11 protein-coding genes are annotated in these 17,324 nt (G+C 71.1%); 7 read left to right on the top strand and 4 right to left on the bottom strand.

The annotated features are described in order from the left end of the window. Window positions 1–16 precede the first annotated feature (16 nt). The 5 genes from A9977_RS01540 to A9977_RS01520 all read left to right on the top strand — a co-directional run bounded on the left by A9977_RS01540 (window position 17) and on the right by A9977_RS01520 (window position 10,876). Window positions 17–739: a mechanosensitive ion channel family protein gene (locus A9977_RS01540; RefSeq protein ID WP_183023101.1), complete on the top strand. Its 723-nt coding sequence runs from the start codon at window positions 17–19 to the stop codon at window positions 737–739. A gap of 58 nt (window positions 740–797) precedes the next feature. After that, window positions 798–2,936 carry a glycogen debranching protein GlgX gene (gene glgX / locus A9977_RS01535; RefSeq protein WP_183023100.1) on the top strand — a complete coding sequence of 713 codons (2,139 nt, stop codon included), beginning with the start codon at window positions 798–800 and terminating at the stop codon, window positions 2,934–2,936. Next, window positions 2,933–4,756: a malto-oligosyltrehalose trehalohydrolase gene (treZ, locus tag A9977_RS01530; RefSeq protein WP_183023099.1), complete on the top strand. Its 1,824-nt coding sequence runs from the start codon at window positions 2,933–2,935 to the stop codon at window positions 4,754–4,756. The genes glgX and treZ overlap by 4 nt, the downstream gene beginning before the upstream one ends. After that, window positions 4,749–9,878 carry a malto-oligosyltrehalose synthase gene (locus A9977_RS01525; protein ID WP_183023098.1) on the top strand — a complete coding sequence of 1,710 codons (5,130 nt, stop codon included), beginning with the start codon at window positions 4,749–4,751 and terminating at the stop codon, window positions 9,876–9,878. Before treZ ends, A9977_RS01525 begins: the two co-directional genes overlap by 8 nt. 119 nt (window positions 9,879–9,997) lie before the next feature. Continuing rightward, complete coding sequence (locus A9977_RS01520) at window positions 9,998–10,876, top strand: MBL fold metallo-hydrolase (protein WP_183023097.1); 879 nt, start codon at window positions 9,998–10,000, stop codon at window positions 10,874–10,876. A 15-nt stretch (window positions 10,877–10,891) separates the two neighbouring features. On the opposite strand, the gene A9977_RS01515 is transcribed toward A9977_RS01520, so the two are convergent. Both A9977_RS01515 and A9977_RS01510 read right to left on the bottom strand, forming a co-directional pair. Further along, on the bottom strand, window positions 10,892–12,097 hold the full coding sequence (locus tag A9977_RS01515) for a GAF domain-containing sensor histidine kinase (RefSeq protein ID WP_183023096.1): 1,206 nt from the start codon (window positions 12,095–12,097) through the stop codon (window positions 10,892–10,894). A gap of 7 nt (window positions 12,098–12,104) precedes the next feature. Continuing rightward, entirely contained in the window at window positions 12,105–12,560 is a 456-nt protein-coding gene (locus A9977_RS01510) for a CBS domain-containing protein (protein WP_183023095.1), read from the bottom strand. 166 nt (window positions 12,561–12,726) lie between these two features. On the opposite strand from A9977_RS01510, the gene A9977_RS01505 reads away from it, so the two are divergent. Further along, window positions 12,727–14,037: an O-acetylhomoserine aminocarboxypropyltransferase gene (locus A9977_RS01505; RefSeq protein ID WP_183023094.1), complete on the top strand. Its 1,311-nt coding sequence runs from the start codon at window positions 12,727–12,729 to the stop codon at window positions 14,035–14,037. A gap of 1 nt (window position 14,038) precedes the next feature. Next, window positions 14,039–14,842 (top strand): alpha/beta fold hydrolase, encoded by an 804-nt coding sequence (locus A9977_RS01500; protein WP_183023093.1) that lies wholly within the window; start codon window positions 14,039–14,041, stop codon window positions 14,840–14,842. 15 nt (window positions 14,843–14,857) lie between these two features. Here the strand turns inward: A9977_RS01500 and A9977_RS01495 are convergent, their stop codons facing one another. Together A9977_RS01495 and A9977_RS01490 are read right to left on the bottom strand one after the other, a co-directional pair. After that, complete coding sequence (locus tag A9977_RS01495; RefSeq protein ID WP_183023092.1) at window positions 14,858–15,844, bottom strand: tripartite tricarboxylate transporter substrate binding protein; 987 nt, start codon at window positions 15,842–15,844, stop codon at window positions 14,858–14,860. Window positions 15,845–15,870: 26 nt separating this feature from the next. Next, on the bottom strand, window positions 15,871–17,289 hold the full coding sequence (locus tag A9977_RS01490; protein ID WP_183023091.1) for a M20 family metallopeptidase: 1,419 nt from the start codon (window positions 17,287–17,289) through the stop codon (window positions 15,871–15,873). Window positions 17,290–17,324 lie beyond the last annotated feature (35 nt).

Below are 17,324 nucleotides of genomic sequence, written 5' to 3'. Positions count from 1 at the left end.
ACCGGAGAGACACACCATGGACAATTTCGGCATTCACCTGGAGCCCGTGCGGGCCATCCTGTTCCAGATCGGCGCCTTCCTGCCCCGACTCCTGATCGCCGTGGTGGTGGTGATCGGCGGCTGGCTGCTGGCCAAGGTGGCGCGCTTCGCGGTCGTCAAGGCGCTGCGCGCGATCAACTTCAACGTGCTGACCGAACGCTCGGGCCTCGACGGCTTCCTGCGCCAGGGCGGCATGGCCGGCGACACCACCACCGTCTTCGGCGTGCTGGTCTACTGGCTGGTGATCCTGGCCGCGCTGCTGATCGCCTTCAACGGCCTGGGCCTGACCTACATCACCGACCTGCTGGGCCGCGTGGTCTGGTTCGTGCCCAACGTGTTCGTGGCGCTGCTGGTGCTGGCCTTCGGCTCCTACTTCGCGCGCTTCATCGGCGACACCGTGACCACCTACTGCCGCAACGTGAAGATGCAGGACGCGCTGCTGCTGGGCAAGCTCGCGCAGTACGCGGTGCTGGCCTTCGTGGTGCTGATCGCGCTCGACCAGATCAAGGTCGGCGGTGACATCATCCGCGAGAGCTTCCTGATCCTGCTGGGCGGCGTGGTGTTCGCCATCGCGCTGGCCTTCGGCCTGGGCGGCAAGGACTGGGCGGCCGAGCGCATCGAGGAGTGGTGGCCGCGCCGCGGCCAGTCGCTCAAGGACCGCGCCGACCGCCTGGGCGACAAGCGCGACAAGCTGCCTTGAGCCGCGCACGCGGCGCCCGCGTTTCCATCGTCTTTCTCTTCCGCCAGGCACCGCTTCCATGAAATCCGTCAATCCGATCCACGTCGTGTGGCCCGGCACCGCCTACCCGCGCGGCGCCACCTGGGACGGCGAGGGCGTGAACTTCGCCCTCTTCTCCCAGCATGCGCAGAAGGTCGAGCTTTGCCTGTTCGACGACACCGGCCGCCACGAGCTGCAGCGCATCGTGATGCGCGAGCGCACCGACGACGTCTGGCACTGCTACCTGCCCGAGGCACGCCCCGGCATGGCCTACGGCTACCGCGTGCACGGCCCCTACAAGCCGGAGGAAGGCCACCGCTTTAACCCGAACAAGCTGCTGATCGACCCGTATGCCAAGGACCTGGTCGGCAAGCTGCGCTGGGGCGATGCGCTCTACGGCTACACCATCGGCAGCAAGCGCGAGGACCTGTCCTTCGACCGCCGCGACAGCGCCGCGCTGATGCCCAAGGGCCGCGTGCTCGAGACCGCCTTCACCTGGGGCGAGGACCGGCGCCCGAAGATCGCGCGCCAGGACATGGTGATCTACGAGATGCACGTGCGCGGCTTCACCATGCAGCATCCCGCGGTGCCGCCCGAGCTGCGCGGCACCTACGCGGCGCTGGCCACCGCCCCCGTGATCGACTACCTGCAGCGACTGGGCGTGACGACGGTCGAGCTGCTGCCGGTGCACAGCTACCTCAACGACCGCCACCTGGTCGAGAACGGCCTGCAGAACTACTGGGGCTACAACACGCTGGGTTTCTTCGCCCCCGAGATGCGCTACAGCGCCTCGCGCAAGGTCAAGGAATTCAAGACCATGGTGAAGACGCTGCACTCCGCGGGCATCGAGGTGATCCTCGACGTGGTCTACAACCACAGCTGCGAAGGCAACCAGCTGGGCCCCACGCTGTCGCTGCGCGGCGTGGACAACGCGTCCTACTACATCGTCAATGCGGAGAACCGGCGCTACTACGACGACTTCACCGGCTGCGGCAACACCGTCAACCTCGAGCATCCGCGCGCGCTGCAGCTGGTGATGGACTCGCTGCGCTACTGGGTCGAGGAGATGCACGTCGACGGCTTCCGCTTCGACCTGGCCTCGGCACTGGCGCGCGAGGCGGGCAAGGTCGAGAACCTGGGCGGCTTCTTCGATGCGATCCGCCAAGACCCGGTGCTCAACCGCGTCAAGCTGATCGCCGAGCCCTGGGACCTGGGCCACGGCGGCTACCAGGTCGGCAACTTCCCGTTGGGCTGGGCCGAATGGAACGACCAGTACCGCGACAGCATGCGCGGCTACTGGAAGGGCGACGGCGGCCTGCTGGGCGAGGTGGCCAAGCGCCTGACCGGCTCGCAGGACCTGTACGGCTGGTCGGGCAAGCAGCCGCACGCGAGCATCAACTTCATCACCGCACACGACGGCTTCACGCTGCACGACCTGGTGTCGTACAACGACAAGCACAACCAGGCCAACGGCGAAGGCAACCGCGACGGCAACAGCAACAACGTGTCATGGAACTGCGGCGTCGAAGGCCCCACCGACGACCCGGAAGTGCGCAGCCTGCGCGCGCGCCAGAAGCGCAACATGCTGGCCACGCTGCTGCTGTCGCAGGGCGTGCCGATGCTGCTGGCCGGCGACGAGTCGGGCCACACGCAGGACGGCAACAACAACGTCTACTGCCAGGACAACGCGCTGGGCTGGATCGACTGGGAGCTCGACGCCGAACGCGAGGCGCTGCGCGACTTCACCCGCCACCTGGTGCATTTCCGCCGCCGCCATCCGTCCTTCGGCCGGCGCAGCTTCTTCCGCGGCGCGCCGCTCGACGGCGCCGAGGCCAAGGACCTGGTCTGGTACCGGCCCGACGGCCAGGAGATGAAGCCCGACGACTGGAACGACGGCAACGCGCGCTGCATCGGCATGTTCATGTCGGGCCGCGGCATCGCCGACGTGGGCACGCGCGGCGAGGCGCTGGAAGACGACGACTTCTTCCTGCTGTTCAACGCCCACCACGAGCACCTCGACTTCGTGCTGCGGGTCGACGACGGCGGAACCTGGCGGGTGGTGCTCGACACCACCCACGACGCGCTCGCCGACACGCCCCCTGTGCTCGCCACCCCGAGCCTGACCCTGCATTGCCGATCGCTGGTGCTGCTGAGCCGGCCCCTGAGGAAGACCCCATGAAATACCGCCATGCCATGCCCTTCGGCGCCGCCCTGCTCGACGGCGGCGGCGTGCGCTTCCGCTACTGGGCCCCCGGCCACGAGCGCATCGCCCTCGAACGCGGCGACGCGCTGCTGCCCATGGCGCGCGAGGAAGGCGGCTGGCACGCGCTCGTCGTCCCCGACGCGCAGGCCGGCGAGCGCTACCGCTTCCGTTTGCCCGACGGCACGGCCGTGCCCGATCCGGCCTCGCGCCGCAACCCCGACGACGTGCACGAGGCCAGCGAGGTGGTGGACCCTTCCACCTATGCGTGGCAGGACGACGCCTGGCGTGGCCGGCCCTGGACCGAGGCCGCGATCTACGAACTGCACATCGGCACCTTCACGCCCGAAGGCACCTTCGCCGCGGCGCGCGCGCGCCTGCCCGAACTCGCGGCCCTGGGCTTCACCGTGATCGAACTGATGCCGGTGGCCGACTTCCCGGGCCAGCGCGGCTGGGGCTACGACGGCGTGCTGCTGTTCGCGCCCGATGCGGCCTACGGCACGCCCGACGAGCTCAAGGCCTTGGTCGACGCGGCCCATGCGCTGGAGCTGATGGTGCTGATCGACGTGGTCTACAACCACTTCGGCCCCGAGGGCAACTACCTGCACGCGGGCAGCCCGGCCTTCTTCAACCCCGCGCACCAGACGCCCTGGGGCGCGGCCATCAACTACGACGGCGAGCAGGCGCGCACCGTGCGCGACTTCTTCGTGCACAACGCGCTCTACTGGGTCGAGGAGTTCCGCTTCGACGGCCTGCGCATGGACGCGGTGCATGCGATCCGCGACGACTCCACGCCCGACATCGTCACCGAGATCTGCGCCGCGCTGCGCGACGGACCCGGCCGCGAGCGCCAGGTCCACGTCGTGCTGGAGAACGACGCCAACGGCGCCCACTACCTCGAGCGCGGTGCCGACCATGCGCCGCGGTGCGCCACCGCGCAGTGGAACGACGACCTGCACCATGCGGCCCATGTGCTGACCACCGGCGAGCGCGACGGCTACTACGCCGACTATGCGGACGACGCGGTCGGAAGCTTCGGCCTCGCGCTGGCGCAGGGCTTCGTCTACCAGGGGCAGCCCTCGCCCTTCCGCCACGGCGAACGCCGCGGCGAACCGAGCGACCAGCTGCCGCTGGCGGCCTTCGTGTCCTTCCTGCAGACGCACGACCAGGTGGGCAACCGCGCCTTCGGTGACCGCATCGCGATGCTGGCCGACCCCGTGCTGCTGCGCGCGGCCTACGCCTGCCTGCTGCTGTCGCCGCACACGCCGATGCTCTTCATGGGCGAGGAATACGCGGCGTCGACGCCCTTCCTCTACTTCTGCGACTTCGGCCCCGAGCTCGCGGCCGCGGTGTCCGAAGGCCGGCGCGCCGAGTTCGGCGGCTTCGCGGCCTTCAAGGACGAGGCCGCGCGGGCGCGCATTCCCGATCCGAACGCGGAAGCCAGCTTCCTCGCCTCGAAACTGAAATGGGAAGAGCGCGAGACCGGCACCCACGCCGCCATGCTCGCCCACGTGCGCGAACTGCTGGCACTGCGCCGCGACCGCCTGGTGCCGCGGCTGGCCGGCCAGCACCAGGGCGGGCGCTTCTGGCGCGACGGCGCGGCGCTGCGCGTCGAGTGGACCGTCGGCGGTGCCGCGCCCGGCACCATCGCCCGGCTCCAGCTGCTGGCCCATTTCGGCACGCAGCCCACCGAAGCCGCGCCGCTGGCCGGAGACTTGCTATATGCCTGGGGCCTCGATGCCGGCCGACTGCGGCCCGGTGCCGTGTGCGTGACCCTCGAGGAGAAGCCGATTGTCTGACGCCCACCCCCACGCCACGCACGCCCCGCATGGCGAGCACGATGCACTGCAACGGCTGTGCGCCCATTTCGGCATCGCGACCGATTACCACGACATCTTCGGCCACCGTCATGTCATCGCGCCGGCCAACCTGGTCGCGCTGCTCGGCAGCTTCGGCATCGATGCGGCGGCGCTGCCGCACGAGAGCCTGCAGCAGGTCGAGGCGCAGGCCTGGCGCGAGGCGATGCCGCCGGCGGTGGCCATCGATGCCGACCGCGCCGGCTGGTCGGTCACGGTGCGCGTGCCCACCGCGTGGCCCGAGGCCACCTGGGCGGTGCGCGCCGAAGACGGCACGCCGCACCACGGGCGCATCGACCTGCATGCGCTGCCCGAAGGCCGGCGCACGGAGATCGACGGCGTGGCGATCTGCGAGCGGCAACTGACGATCCACGCCGCGCTGCCCGCGGGCTATCACCGCCTGGCCATCGCGGGCCTGGCCGGCGAGACGCTGCTGCTGGCCGCTCCGCCCCACTGCTACCGCCCGCCCGCGCTGGAAGGCGACGGCCGCGTCTGGGGCCCGGCCGTGCAGCTCTATGCGCTGCGCTCGCCGCGCAACTGGGGCATCGGCGATTTCAGCGACCTGGCGCAACTCGCGCAGCAGGTCGCGCCGCGCGGCGCCGGCATCATCGGCCTGAACCCGCTGCATGCGCTGTTCCCGCACAACCCGGCGCACGCCAGCCCCTACAGCCCCTCGTCGCGGCTGATGCTGGACGTGCTCTACATCGACGTCGAGGCGGTGGAGGAATTCCGCGACTGCGAACCCGCGCAGCGGCTGGTGCAATCGCCCGATTTCCAGGCCCGGCTGGCCGCGCTGCGCGAAGCGCCGCTGGTCGACTACACCGGTGTGGCGGCCGCCAAGTTCGAAGTGCTCGAACTGCTGCACGCGCATTTCCGCGCCCAGCAGCGCAGCGGCCGCAGCGCCACCGCGGCGGCCTTCGAGGCCTTCCGCGCCGAACGCGGCGAGGCCCTGCACCGCCATGCGCTGTTCGAAGCGCTGCAGGCGCATTTCCACGAGACCGATGCGTCGGTCTGGGGCTGGCCCGTGTGGCCCGAGGCCTACCGCGACCCGACCTCGTCCGAGGTCGCACGCTTCGCCGAGACGCAGCCGGGCCGCATCGGCTTCTTCGAGTACCTGCAATGGCAGGCGGCCCGCCAGCTCCAGCGTGCCAGCGACCAGTGCGCGGCGCTGGGCATGGCGGTCGGCCTCTACCTGGACCTCGCGGTGTCGGTCGACCGCGCCGGCTCCGACGCCTGGTGCCAGGGCGACACTTTCGCCCATGGCGCGAGCGTGGGCGCGCCGCCCGACGAGTTCAACCCCAACGGCCAGGGCTGGGGCCTGCCGCCGTTGCGGCCGGACAAGCTGCGCGCCGACGGCTACCGTTTCTTCATCGAGACGCTGCGCGCCAACATGCAGGGTGCCGGCGCGCTGCGCATCGACCATGTGATGGGCCTGATGCGGCTGTTCTGGATCCCGCCAGGCAAGACGCCGCACGACGGCGCCTACGTGCACTACGCGCTGCACGAGATGCTGGCGGTGGTGGCCATCGAAAGCCAACGCGCGCGCTGCATGGTGATCGGCGAGGACCTGGGCACGGTGGCCGAGGAGATGCGCGGCGCGCTGGCCCGCTTCGAGGTGCTGTCGTACCGGCTGATGTATTTCGAGCGCGACCATGACGGCGAATTCAAGGCACCCGCCGCCTACCCGCGCCATGCGCTGGTGGCGATCAGCACCCACGACCTGGCCACGCTCACCGGCTGGTGGGCCGGCCACGACCTGCGGCTGCGGCTCGCGCTGGGCCTGTTCCCGAACCAGGCGCTGTTCGAGCAGCAGCTGTTCGACCGCGCCCAGGAGCGCGTGCGCCTGCTGCTGGCGGTGCAGCGCGCGGGCCTGCTGACGCCCGATGCGGTGGCCGAAGCCACCGGCGCGCAGGCGCTGGCGCCCGAGACCGTGGCGGCGCTGCACGCCTTCCTGGCCGGCACGCCTTCGCAGGTGATGATGGTGCAGCTGGAGGACGTGATCGGCCAGCTCGATCAGGCCAACATGCCCGGTACCACCGACGCCCACCCCAACTGGCAGCGCAAGCTCACGCTCGACCTGCAGCAGATCGCCGCCGACGAGACCGCGCTGCGGCTGTTCAGGACGCTCGAGACCGTGCGCCCGCACCCGGCCCGCGCGCCGGCGGCGCGCCGCGGCGTCGAGACGCTGGTGCCGCGCGCCACCTACCGCCTGCAGTTCCACAAGGACTTCACTTTCGACCACGCGATCGCGGTGCTGCCCTACCTGGCGCGGCTGGGCGTGAGCCATGTCTACTGCTCGCCCATCCAGCGCGCGCGGCCGGGCAGCATGCACGGCTACGACGTGGTGGCGCACGACCAGATCAACCCCGAGCTCGGCGGCCCCGAGGGCTTCGAGCGCTTCACCGCCGCACTGCGCGCGCAGGGCATGGGCCAGCTGCTCGACCTGGTGCCCAACCACATGGGCGTGCTGGGCGCCGACAACGCCTGGTGGATGGACGTGCTCGAGAACGGCCCCGCCTCGCTCTACGCGCAGCACTTCGACATCGACTGGCAGCCGCTCAATGCCGAGCTGCACGACAAGGTGCTGGTGCCGGTGCTGGGCGACCACTACGGCGACGTGCTGGCGCGCGGCGAACTGGCGCTGGCCTTCGATGCCGACAGCGGCAGCCTGGCGCTGCGCTACCACGAACACCGGCTGCCGCTCGCGCCCGAGACCTACCCGCGCGTGCTGGCGCGCGCCCAGGCCCGGCTGGCCGACCCCGACCTGGCCGACAGCCTGGCGAGCATCGCCACCTCCTTCGGCCACCTGCCGGCCCGCGAGGCGCCCGAGCCCGAGGCGGTGGCCGAACGCGCGCGCGACAAGGAACGGCTCAAGGGCCGCCTGGCCCGGCTGGTGACTCGCCAGCTCGACGTGGCGCAGGCCATCGCCGCCGCGGTGGCCGACCTCAACGCGCCGGCCGAACGCGATGCGCTGCACGACCTGCTCGATGCCCAGGCCTACCGCGTCGCCTACTGGCGCGTGGCGGCCGACGAGATCAACTACCGGCGCTTCTTCGACATCAACGAACTGGCCGCGCTGCGCATCGAGCGCGAGCCGGTGTTCGAGGCCACGCAGGGCATGGCGCTGGACCTGGCGGCCGCGGGCGCGGTCGACGGCCTGCGCATCGACCACCCCGACGGCCTCTACGATCCGGCCCAGTACTTCGACCGGCTGCAGCAGGGCTACGCGCGCCGCGCCGGCCTGGTGCTGCCGGGGCCCGATGCCCAGGGCCGGCCCGCGCGGCCGCTCTACGTGGTGGCCGAGAAGATCGCGGCCTCGCAGGAAGAAGTACCGGTGCAGTGGGCGATCCACGGCACCACGGGCTACCGCTTCGCGACAGTGGTCAACGGCGTGCTGGTCGACACCGCGGCCGCCGAACGCTTCGCGCGCATCTGGCGCAGCTTCACCGGCGTGCTCCAGCCCTTCGAGGAGCTGGCCTACGAAGGCAAGCGCGCCATCATGCGCAACGCGCTGTCGTCGGAACTCAACGTGCTGTCGAGCGAGCTGCTTCGCATCGCGCGCGGCGACCGTCGCACCCGCGACTACACGCTCAACACGCTGCGCCGCGCGCTGTCGGAGGTGGCGGCCTGCCTGCCGGTCTACCGCAGCTACATCCTGGAGGCGCCCTCCGAGCAGGACCGCCACTACATCGACCGCGCGGTCGACGAGGCGCGCCGCCGCAGCCGCGACGCCGACGGTTCGGTCTTCGACTTCCTGCGGCTCACGCTGCTGGGCGAGACCGTGCCCGATGCGCACGAATCGCTGCGCGCCCGCGCGCTGCGGCTGGCGATCCGCTTCCAGCAGTTCAGCGCGCCGGTCACGGCCAAGGGCGTGGAGGACACGGCCTTCTACCGCTACTTCCCGCTGAGCTCGCTCAACGAGGTGGGTGGCGAGCCCGCGCACTTCGGCATGACGGTGGCCGATTTCCACGCCGCCAGCGCCGACCGCGCGGCACGCTGGCCGCACACCATGCTGGCCACCTCCACGCACGACAACAAGCGCTCGGAGGACGTGCGCACGCGCATCGACGTGCTGTCGGAACTGCCGGCCACCTGGCGGCTCGCGCTGCGGCGCTGGCGGGCGATGAACCGGCAGGACGAAGCCGCACCCGCGCCATCGGCCGCCGACGAGTACCTGCTCTACCAGGCGCTGCTGGGCACGCTGCCCGCAGGCGGGCTCACGGCCGAGGCGCGCGCCGGCTACGTCGAGCGCATCGAAACCTACATGCTCAAGGCCGCGCGCGAGTCCAAGGTCCACACCAGCTGGGTCTTCACCGACCAGCCCTACGAAGATGCGCTGACCGGCTTCGTGCAGCGCATCCTCGCGCGCACCGACGGCAACCCCTTCCTCGACGACCTGCAGGCGCTGGGCCGCACGCTGGCCTGGTTCGGCGCGCTCAACAGCCTGTCGATGACGCTCGTCAAGTACGGCTCGCCGGGCGTGCCCGACCTCTACCAGGGCAACGAACTCACCGACCTGAGCCTGGTCGACCCCGACAACCGGCGTCCGGTCGACTACCCGGCGCGCGTGGGCTGGCTGGACCGGCTGACGGCGCTGACCCAGTCGCCGCAAAAGGCCGAGGGCGCGCAGGCGCTGGCGGCCGCGCCGCACGACGGCGGCGCCAAGCTCTGGGTGCTGTGGCGCCTGCTGGCACTGCGCCGCGCCGATCCGGCCCTGTTCCGCGACGGCGACTACACCGCGCTCGCGGCCGAGGGCCAGCGCGCCGACCATGTGCTGGCCTTCACCCGCCGGCACGAGGGCCGGGCGCTGGTGGTGGTGGCGGGCCGGCTGTTCGCCAGGCTGTCGAGCGACGTCGAATGGGCCGCGCCCGAACACGCGGCGGCGCAGTGGCTGCCGCTGGGCGAGGCGGTCTGGGGCGACACGGTATTGCGGCTGCCGGGCTGGCCCGAGGGCACGCGCCTGCGCAATGTGCTCACCGGCGAGGTGCTGACCGTGCGCGACGGCGCGTTGCCGATGGGCGCCCTCTTCGCGCACTTCCCGGGGGCGGCGCTGGTCGCGGTCTGATCGATACATTCGGCCGCCATTCGACCGATTTCCGAAACAGACCGGACGCGAATCCGCCATTTTTCATTCGATCCCGGACAACTACGCTCGGATTTCCCTGTCACTCGTCGGAAATCCAGATGCTCCGTGTTCCATTCGCCCGCCCGCTGTTCGCGCTCCTCACCGCGCTGAGCCTCGCCGCCCCCGCGCTCGCGGCCGACCTCCATCTCGAGGTCTACAACCCCGGCGAAGAAGCCCTCTTCCCGGTCTCCTCGGTGCTGGTCACGGGCGCCACCGAGGCCGTGCTGGTCGATGCGCAGTTCGGCGCCGCCCAGGCACGCGAGGTGGTCGAGAAGATCCGCGCCAGCGGCAAGAAGCTCACGACCATCTACATCAGCCACGGCGACCCCGACTACTACTTCGGCCTCGAGACGGTCAAGGCCGCCTTCCCCGACGCCCGCGTGCTGGCCACGCCGCAGACCGTGGCCCACATCCGCGAGACCGCCGCCGGCAAGCTCGCCTTCTGGGGCCCGAAGCTGGGCCCCGATGCGCCCAAGGCCACGCTGGTGCCCGAGGTACTCGAAGGCGACCGCCTGACGCTCGAAGGCCACACCTTGCAGGTCATGGGCCTGAAGGGACCGCAACCGGAGCGCAGCTTCGTCTGGATTCCCTCGCTCAAGGCGGTGGTCGGCGGCGTCGTGCTGGCCAACAACCTGCATGTGTGGATGGCCGACACGCAGACCCCGAAGTCGCATGCCGACTGGCTGGCCACGCTGAAGACCATCGATGGCCTGAAGCCGAAGACCGTGGTGCCGGGCCACTTCCTGGCCGGCGCGTCGACGCCGCTGCAGGCGGCGCGCTTCACGGCCGGCTACATCCGCGACTTCGATGCCGAGACCGCGAAGGCCAATGATTCGGGCGCGCTTGTCGCCGCCATGAAGAAACGCTACCCCTCGCTCGGCGAGACCTCGTCGCTGGAACTGGGCGCCAAGGTCGCCAAGGGCGAGATGAAGTGGTGAGGGCCCGCCGGGCGCTCAGGCGCTCGCGGCCGGCCCGGCCACCGGCAGCCGCGCGGTGAAGCAGGTGCCGTGCTCGGCCGAGGACTGGACCTGCAGCTCGCCGCCATGCGCCAGCACGATCTGCGTGCAGATGTAGAGGCCCAGCCCGAGGCCGCCGCCCGGCACGCTGCTGCGCGGACGCCAGTAGGGCTCGAACACCCGCGACAGGTCCTCGGCCCGGATCGGCTCGCCATGGTTCGACACCGCCAGCACCAGCACGTCCTGCTCGATGTCGACACGCACGTTCACCGGCCGGTCGACCGCGCCATAGGTCAGCGCATTGCCCAGCAGGTTCGACAGCAGCTGCTGCAACCGGCCGCGGTCGCAGCGCACCGCGATGTCGACCGCGATCTGGTCGGTGACGGTGCGGTGCGGATTGGCCTCGCGCAGTTCGGCCACCACGTCCTTCAACGCGGTGCCGAGGTCGTGCACCGGCTCGAAGTTCAGGCCCAGGCCCGCGCCGAGCCGGCCGCGCGCGAAGTCCAGCACGTCGTCGATCAGCCGCGACATGCGCCGCGTGGTCGCCCGCAGGCGCTCGCCGATGCGCACCACGTCGGTCTCGGGTCGGGCGCGCACCAGCACCTCGGCCGCGGCACCGACCGCGGCCAGCGGGTTGCGCAGGTCGTGCCCCAGCACCGCGATGAACTGCTCGCGCAGTTCGGCCGTGGCGCGGGCATCGACCAGGGCCGATTCGGTCGCCTCCTGCCGATCCTCGTTCTCCAGCTGCAGCGCGATCAGGTCGGCGAACACCGTGAACATGGTGACCGTGCGCGGGTCCGACACCACGGCCGGACGCGGATCGATGGCGCAGAGGTTGCCGAAGTAGGTGCCGTCGGGCCGGACGATGGGCACCGAGATGTAGCTCTCGATGTGGTAGATGCGCGGCGTGTGGTGGTCGCGGTAGACCGGGTCGAGGCTGGCATGGTCGATCACCACCGGCCGCCGGGCCGCGCGCGATTCGCTGCACAGCGTGGTCTTGACGTCGAGCTGGCCGCCGGGCAGCAGCCCGAACTGGATGTCGTCCTGCACCGCGCAGGCGGTCCAGGTGCCATCGGTCACGCGGGCGACCGCGGCGAAGCCCATGCCGGTGTTCTGGCAGATCAGGCGCAGCAACGACGGCACGGCGCTGATGCGCGCCACGGCGGCGACGTCGCGGGCGATGGCTTCCGCGCTGTCGCTCATGGTCGGGTCAGCTGCCGCTGCCTTCGTCCTCGGCGGGCCAATCGCGGATGTAGGCCTTGAGCATCTTGTTCTCGAAGTTCTGGCTGTCGACCACGGCCTTGGCCACGTCGTAGAAACTGATCACGCCCATCAGCATGCGTTGGTCCATGACCGGCATGTAGCGCGCATGGCGGTCCAGCATGATGCGGCGGATCTCGTCGAGGTCGGTCTCGGCGGTGCAGGTGACGGGGGCATCGTCCATGGCCTTGCGCACCAGCGAGCCGCCGATCTGGCCACCGTTGCGCACGATGGCGGCGATGACCTCGCGGAAGGTGAGCATGCCCACCAGGTCGCCATGTTCCATGACGACCAGCGAACCGATGTCCTTCTCGGCCATCGTGGTCACGGCGTCGGCCAGGGGCTCGTCGGGGGTCACGGTATAGAGCGTGTTGCCCTTCACACGCAGGATGTCGCTGACTTTCATCGTATTTACCTCGGAATCATCCTCTTCTGACAGGGGCCGGTTGCGTTTTGAATATAGCCCATCTGGCTCACAATAGCCGCCCATCGCACCACACGGTGCGCGCCCTTCCGCCCTGCAGGCGTGACCGGGCGTTACAGGCTTCCAAGACCGACTTCCCAGGAGACCCATGCCAGGCTATTCCGACCCCGGATTCGACACGCTCGCGCTGCACGCCGGCGCCTCGCCCGACCCGACCACCGGCGCGCGCGCCGTGCCGATCCACCTCACGACCTCCTTCGTCTTCGAGTCGAGCGACCACGCGGCCGCCTTGTTCAACCTCGAGCGCGCCGGCCACGTCTACAGCCGGATCAGCAACCCGACCAACGCGGTGCTCGAGCAGCGCGTGTCGGCGCTCGAGGGCGGCATCGGCGCCATCGCCACCGCCAGCGGCCAGGCCGCGCTGCACCTGAGCGTGGCCACGCTGATGGGCGCGGGCTCGCACATCGTGGCCAGCACCGCGCTGTACGGCGGCTCGCAGAACCTGCTGCACTACACGATGCGCCGCTTCGGCATCGAAACCACCTTCGTCAAGCCCAACGACCTCGACGCCTGGCGCGCCGCGATCCGCCCCGAGACCAAGCTGCTGTTCGGCGAGACCGTGGGCAACCCGGGCCTGGACGTGCTCGACATCCCGGCCGTGAGCGACATCGCCCATGCGGCCGGCGTGCCGCTCTTGGTCGACTCGACGCTGACCTCGCCCTACCTGATCAAGCCCTTCGACCACGGCGCCGACCTGGTCTACCACTCGGCGACCAAGTTCCTGTCGGGCCACGGCACCGTGATCGGCGGCGTGGTGGTCGACGGCGGCAGCTTCGACTGGGAGAAGTCGGGCAAGTTCGCCGAGCTGAGCCAGGCCTACGACGGCTTCCACAACATGGTGTTCAGCGAGGAAAGCACGGTCGGCGCCTTCCTGCTGCGCGCGCGCCGCGAGGGCCTGCGCGACTTCGGCGCTTCGATGAGCCCGCACACCGCCTGGCTGATCCTGCAGGGCATCGAAACGCTGCCGCTGCGCATGGAGCGCCACATCGACAACACGCAGAAGGTGGTCGAGTTCCTGGCCGAGCACCCCTTCGTCTCGCGCGTGGGCCATCCGCTGATCCCCTCGCACCCGAGCCACGAGCTCGCCAAGAAGTTGCTGCGCCATGGCGCGCGCGGCGCCGGCGCGGTGTTCAGCTTCGACATCAAGGGCAGCCGCGCGCAGGGCAAGGCCTTCATCGAGGCGCTGAAGCTGTTCAGCCACCTGGCCAACGTGGGCGACTGCCGCAGCCTGGTGATCCACCCGGCCAGCACCACGCACTTCCGCATGAGCGACGAAGCGCTGGCCGGCGCCGGCATCGGCCAGGGCACGATCCGGCTGTCGATCGGCCTGGAAGACCCGGCCGACCTGATCGACGACCTGAAACGCGCGCTCAAGGCCGCGGAAAAGGCGGGGGCCTGAGATGGAACTCCTCGTCAACGGCCACCGCACCTACGCCTACACCGGCGGCAAGTCCCTCGACGCCGCCAAGCCCACGGTCGTGTTCATCCACGGCGTGCTCAACGACCACAGCGTCTGGATCCTGCAGAGCCGCTGGTTCGCCAACCACGGCTGGAACGTGCTAGCGGTCGACCTGCCCGGCCACTGCAAGAGCGAAGGCCCGCCGCCCGCCAGCGTGGAAGACGCGGCGCGGTTCGTGATCGCGCTGCTCGATGCCGCCGGCGTCGACAAGGCGGCGCTGATCGGCCACAGCTTCGGCTCGCTGATCGCGCTCGAGACCGCGGCCCGCGCGCCCGAGCGCGTGACGCACCTGGCGATGGTCGGCACGGCCTATCCGATGGTGGTGTCGCCCGCGCTGCTCGACGGTGCGCTCAACGACCCGCAGCGCGCGATCGCCATGGTCAACACCTTCTCGCACTCGATGATGGCGCCGCCGCCCTCCTCGCTGGGCCCCGGCACCTGGCTGCACGGCAGCTCGCGCGCGCTGATGCGCCGCGTGCTGGCGAGCAACCGCGACGCCAACGTGTTCCACATCGGCTTCAAGGCCTGCAACGACTACGCCAACGGCGAAGCCGCGATCGCGAAGGTGCAGTGCCCGGCGCTGTTCCTGCTCGGCGAAGCCGACCAGATGACGCCGCCGCGCGCCGCCAAGGCGCTGATCGGCAAGGCGCCCCAGGCCCGGGTGGTGACGGTGCAGGCCGGCCACGCGCTGATGAGCGAGGCGCCCGACGCGGTGCTGTTCGCGCTGCGCGACTTCGTGGCCTGATCCCCGGCCGCGGCCCTACTCCGCCGCGATGCCCGCGCGGTGGGCCAGCGCGCGGTAGCGCGCGATCTCGCCTTCCATCTGCTGGCGGAAGGCGGCCGCGCCGATGAACACCGGCTCCATGCCCTGCGCGCGCAGCTGCGCCTGCAGGGCCGGGCTGGTCATGGTCGCGCCGACGGCCTGCGCCAGCCTGTCGATCACCGGGGCCGGCGTGCGGGCCGGCGCGGCGAAGCCGTACCAGGCGTCGAAGGTGGCTTCGGGCAGGCCCTGCTCGGCCAGCGTGCGCACCTCCGGCAGCAGGCTCGCGCGCGTCGCGCCCACGATGCCCAGCGCGCGCAGCTTGCCCGAGCGCACATGCGGCGCCACCGAGGCCACGGTGTCGATGCCGATCTCGATCTCGCCGCCGATCACCGCCATCGCACCCTGCGCGCTGCCCTTGTACGGGATGTCCTGCAGCTGGATGCCGGCCGCCAGCGCCAGCAGTTCGCCCGCCAGGTGCGGGCCCGAGCCGGCGCCGAAGGTGGCGTAGCGCAGGCCCTTCGGCTTGGCCTTGGCCGCGGCGATCAGCTCGTGGAGCGAGCGGTACGGCGTGCCCTGCCCCACCACCAGCACCAGCGGCGTGCGCGCCACGATCGCGATCGGTGCCAGGTCGCGCACCGGGTCGTAGGGCAACCTCGCCCGCAGGGCCGGGTTCACGCTGTAGCTGGTTGAACCGGAAAGCAGCAGCGTGTAGCCGTCGGGCGCGGCCTTGGCGACCGCATCGGTGCCGATGATGGTGGAGGCGCCGGGCCGGTTGTCGATCACGACCGGCTGGCCCAGCCGCTCCGCCAGCGCCTGCCCCATGCCGCGCGCCACGATGTCGGTGCCGCCGCCCGGCGGGAAGGGGACGACCAGCTTGATCGAGCGTTCGGGCCAGGCGTTGGGCTGCGCCAGCGCGGGCATGGCGGCGAGCCACAGGGAAGAGGCGCCGAGCAGCAGGCGGCGACGGGTGCGGAGGTGGGTCATGGTGTGCGTACGAAGAAAGGAAACGATCAGGCGGTGTGCGAAGAAAGCCGGCCCGCGGCCCAGGGCGCGTGGCCGGGCTCGCCCAGGTCCCAGTAGAGGCCGGCCATGATCTGCAGCCCCTCGCGCGCCAGCGGCGCCAGCAGGTGTTCGTTGGGCGCGTGCTGCGCGCAGGCCGGGTAGGAATGCGGCACCCACAGCGTGGGCAGCCCGAGTTCGCTGGCGAACACGTCGTTGGGCAGCGAGCCGGCCAGGTTTGGCAGCAGGTCGACCTCGCGGCCGCTGCTGCGGGCGATCGACGCGCGGGCCCAGTCGACCCAGGGGTTGGCCAGGTCCAGCCGCGTGGCCGCTCCGCTCAGCGTGACCTGCACCTCGACCTGCGCGAAACCGTGGGCATCGAGGTGCGCGCGCACGATCTGCGCCAGGTCCTGCCAGGGCGTGCCGACCACGAAGCGCAGCTGGCAGTGCGCCACCGCCTCGGCCGGGATCGCGTTGACCGGCCGCTGGGCCGAGCCCGCGCCCAGCGCCAGCACCTCGATCGTGTTCCAGCCCACCAGCCGCTCGGCGGGCGTGAGGCCGGGTTCGCCCCAGCTATCGTCGACCGCCGGATCGTCGGCGCCGCCGCCGATCGCGATGCCGGCCAGCGCCGCGCGCAGCGCCGGCGTGAGCGGCGGCGGGCGCAGCGCCTCGACCCGGATGCGGCCGTGCGCGTCGACCAGCGAGGCCACGGCGTGGCTCAGCACCGTGGCCGGATTGACCAGCACACCGCCCCAGTTGCCCGAGTGGTAGCCGCGGGGCCGCGCGCGCAGCCGCAGGCTGAAGTTGACCGCCCCGCGCGAGCCCAGGAACAGCGTGGGCCGCTCGGCGCTGACGCGCGGGCCGTCGCTGGCCAGGAACAGGTCGGCGCGCAGCTTATCGCGCTGCTGCACGCACACCGCGTGCAGGCCGGGCGAGGCAGCCTCCTCGCCCATCTCGATGAGCCAGGTCAGGTTGTAGCCCAGGCGGCCGCCGCGCGCCTGCAGCACGGCCGCCAGCGCGCCGAGCGCGATGCTGTGCTGGCCCTTGTTGTCGGCCGTGCCGCGGCCGTACCAGCGCTCGCCGCGCACGGTCAGCGCCCAGGGGCCCAGGCCCTCTTCCCACTGCGCGTCCTGGCCGCTGACCACGTCGCCGTGGCCGTAGCTCAGCACGGTGGGCAGCGACGGGTCCTCGATGCGCCGCGCGATCAGGAAGGGGCCGCCGCCGGGCACCGGGTTGGCGACGACCTCGGCCTCGAAGCCCAGTGCGGCCAGCGGCGGCATCAGCGCCTCGCGCAGGTAGGCCTCGAGCGCGGGGGTGGCGGCGCCGGTGTCGCTCTCGGTGCGGAAGGCGATGCGGCGCTGCAGGTCGGCGAAGAAGCGGCCGTCGTCGAAATAGGCCGCGGCGGCGGCGAGGCTGTCGGTGCGTTGCATGGGCGGATTCCTGTGGATGCGTGGGATGCAGCAAG

The sequence above is a fragment of the Variovorax sp. UMC13 genome (genome assembly GCF_014170375.1).
Lineage (GTDB): Bacteria > Pseudomonadota > Gammaproteobacteria > Burkholderiales > Burkholderiaceae_C > Variovorax.
Note: the sequence above shows the minus strand (reverse complement) of the source record. Positions and strands in the feature narration are given on the sequence as shown.

Excerpts from the sequence above, each read along its gene's own strand:
- A9977_RS01495 (WP_183023092.1), bottom strand. The coding sequence starts at position 15,844 with ATGACCCACCTCCGCACCCGTCGCCGCCTGCTGCTCGGCGCCTCTTCC.
- A9977_RS01515 (WP_183023096.1), bottom strand. The coding sequence starts at position 12,097 with ATGAGCGACAGCGCGGAAGCCATCGCCCGCGACGTCGCCGCCGTGGCG.
- treZ (WP_183023099.1), top strand. The coding sequence starts at position 2,933 with ATGAAATACCGCCATGCCATGCCCTTCGGCGCCGCCCTGCTCGACGGC.
- A9977_RS01510 (WP_183023095.1), bottom strand. The coding sequence starts at position 12,560 with ATGAAAGTCAGCGACATCCTGCGTGTGAAGGGCAACACGCTCTATACC.
- A9977_RS01500 (WP_183023093.1), top strand. The coding sequence starts at position 14,039 with ATGGAACTCCTCGTCAACGGCCACCGCACCTACGCCTACACCGGCGGC.
- glgX (WP_183023100.1), top strand. The coding sequence starts at position 798 with ATGAAATCCGTCAATCCGATCCACGTCGTGTGGCCCGGCACCGCCTAC.
- A9977_RS01520 (WP_183023097.1), top strand. The coding sequence starts at position 9,998 with ATGCTCCGTGTTCCATTCGCCCGCCCGCTGTTCGCGCTCCTCACCGCG.
- A9977_RS01490 (WP_183023091.1), bottom strand. The coding sequence starts at position 17,289 with ATGCAACGCACCGACAGCCTCGCCGCCGCCGCGGCCTATTTCGACGAC.
- A9977_RS01505 (WP_183023094.1), top strand. The coding sequence starts at position 12,727 with ATGCCAGGCTATTCCGACCCCGGATTCGACACGCTCGCGCTGCACGCC.
- A9977_RS01540 (WP_183023101.1), top strand. The coding sequence starts at position 17 with ATGGACAATTTCGGCATTCACCTGGAGCCCGTGCGGGCCATCCTGTTC.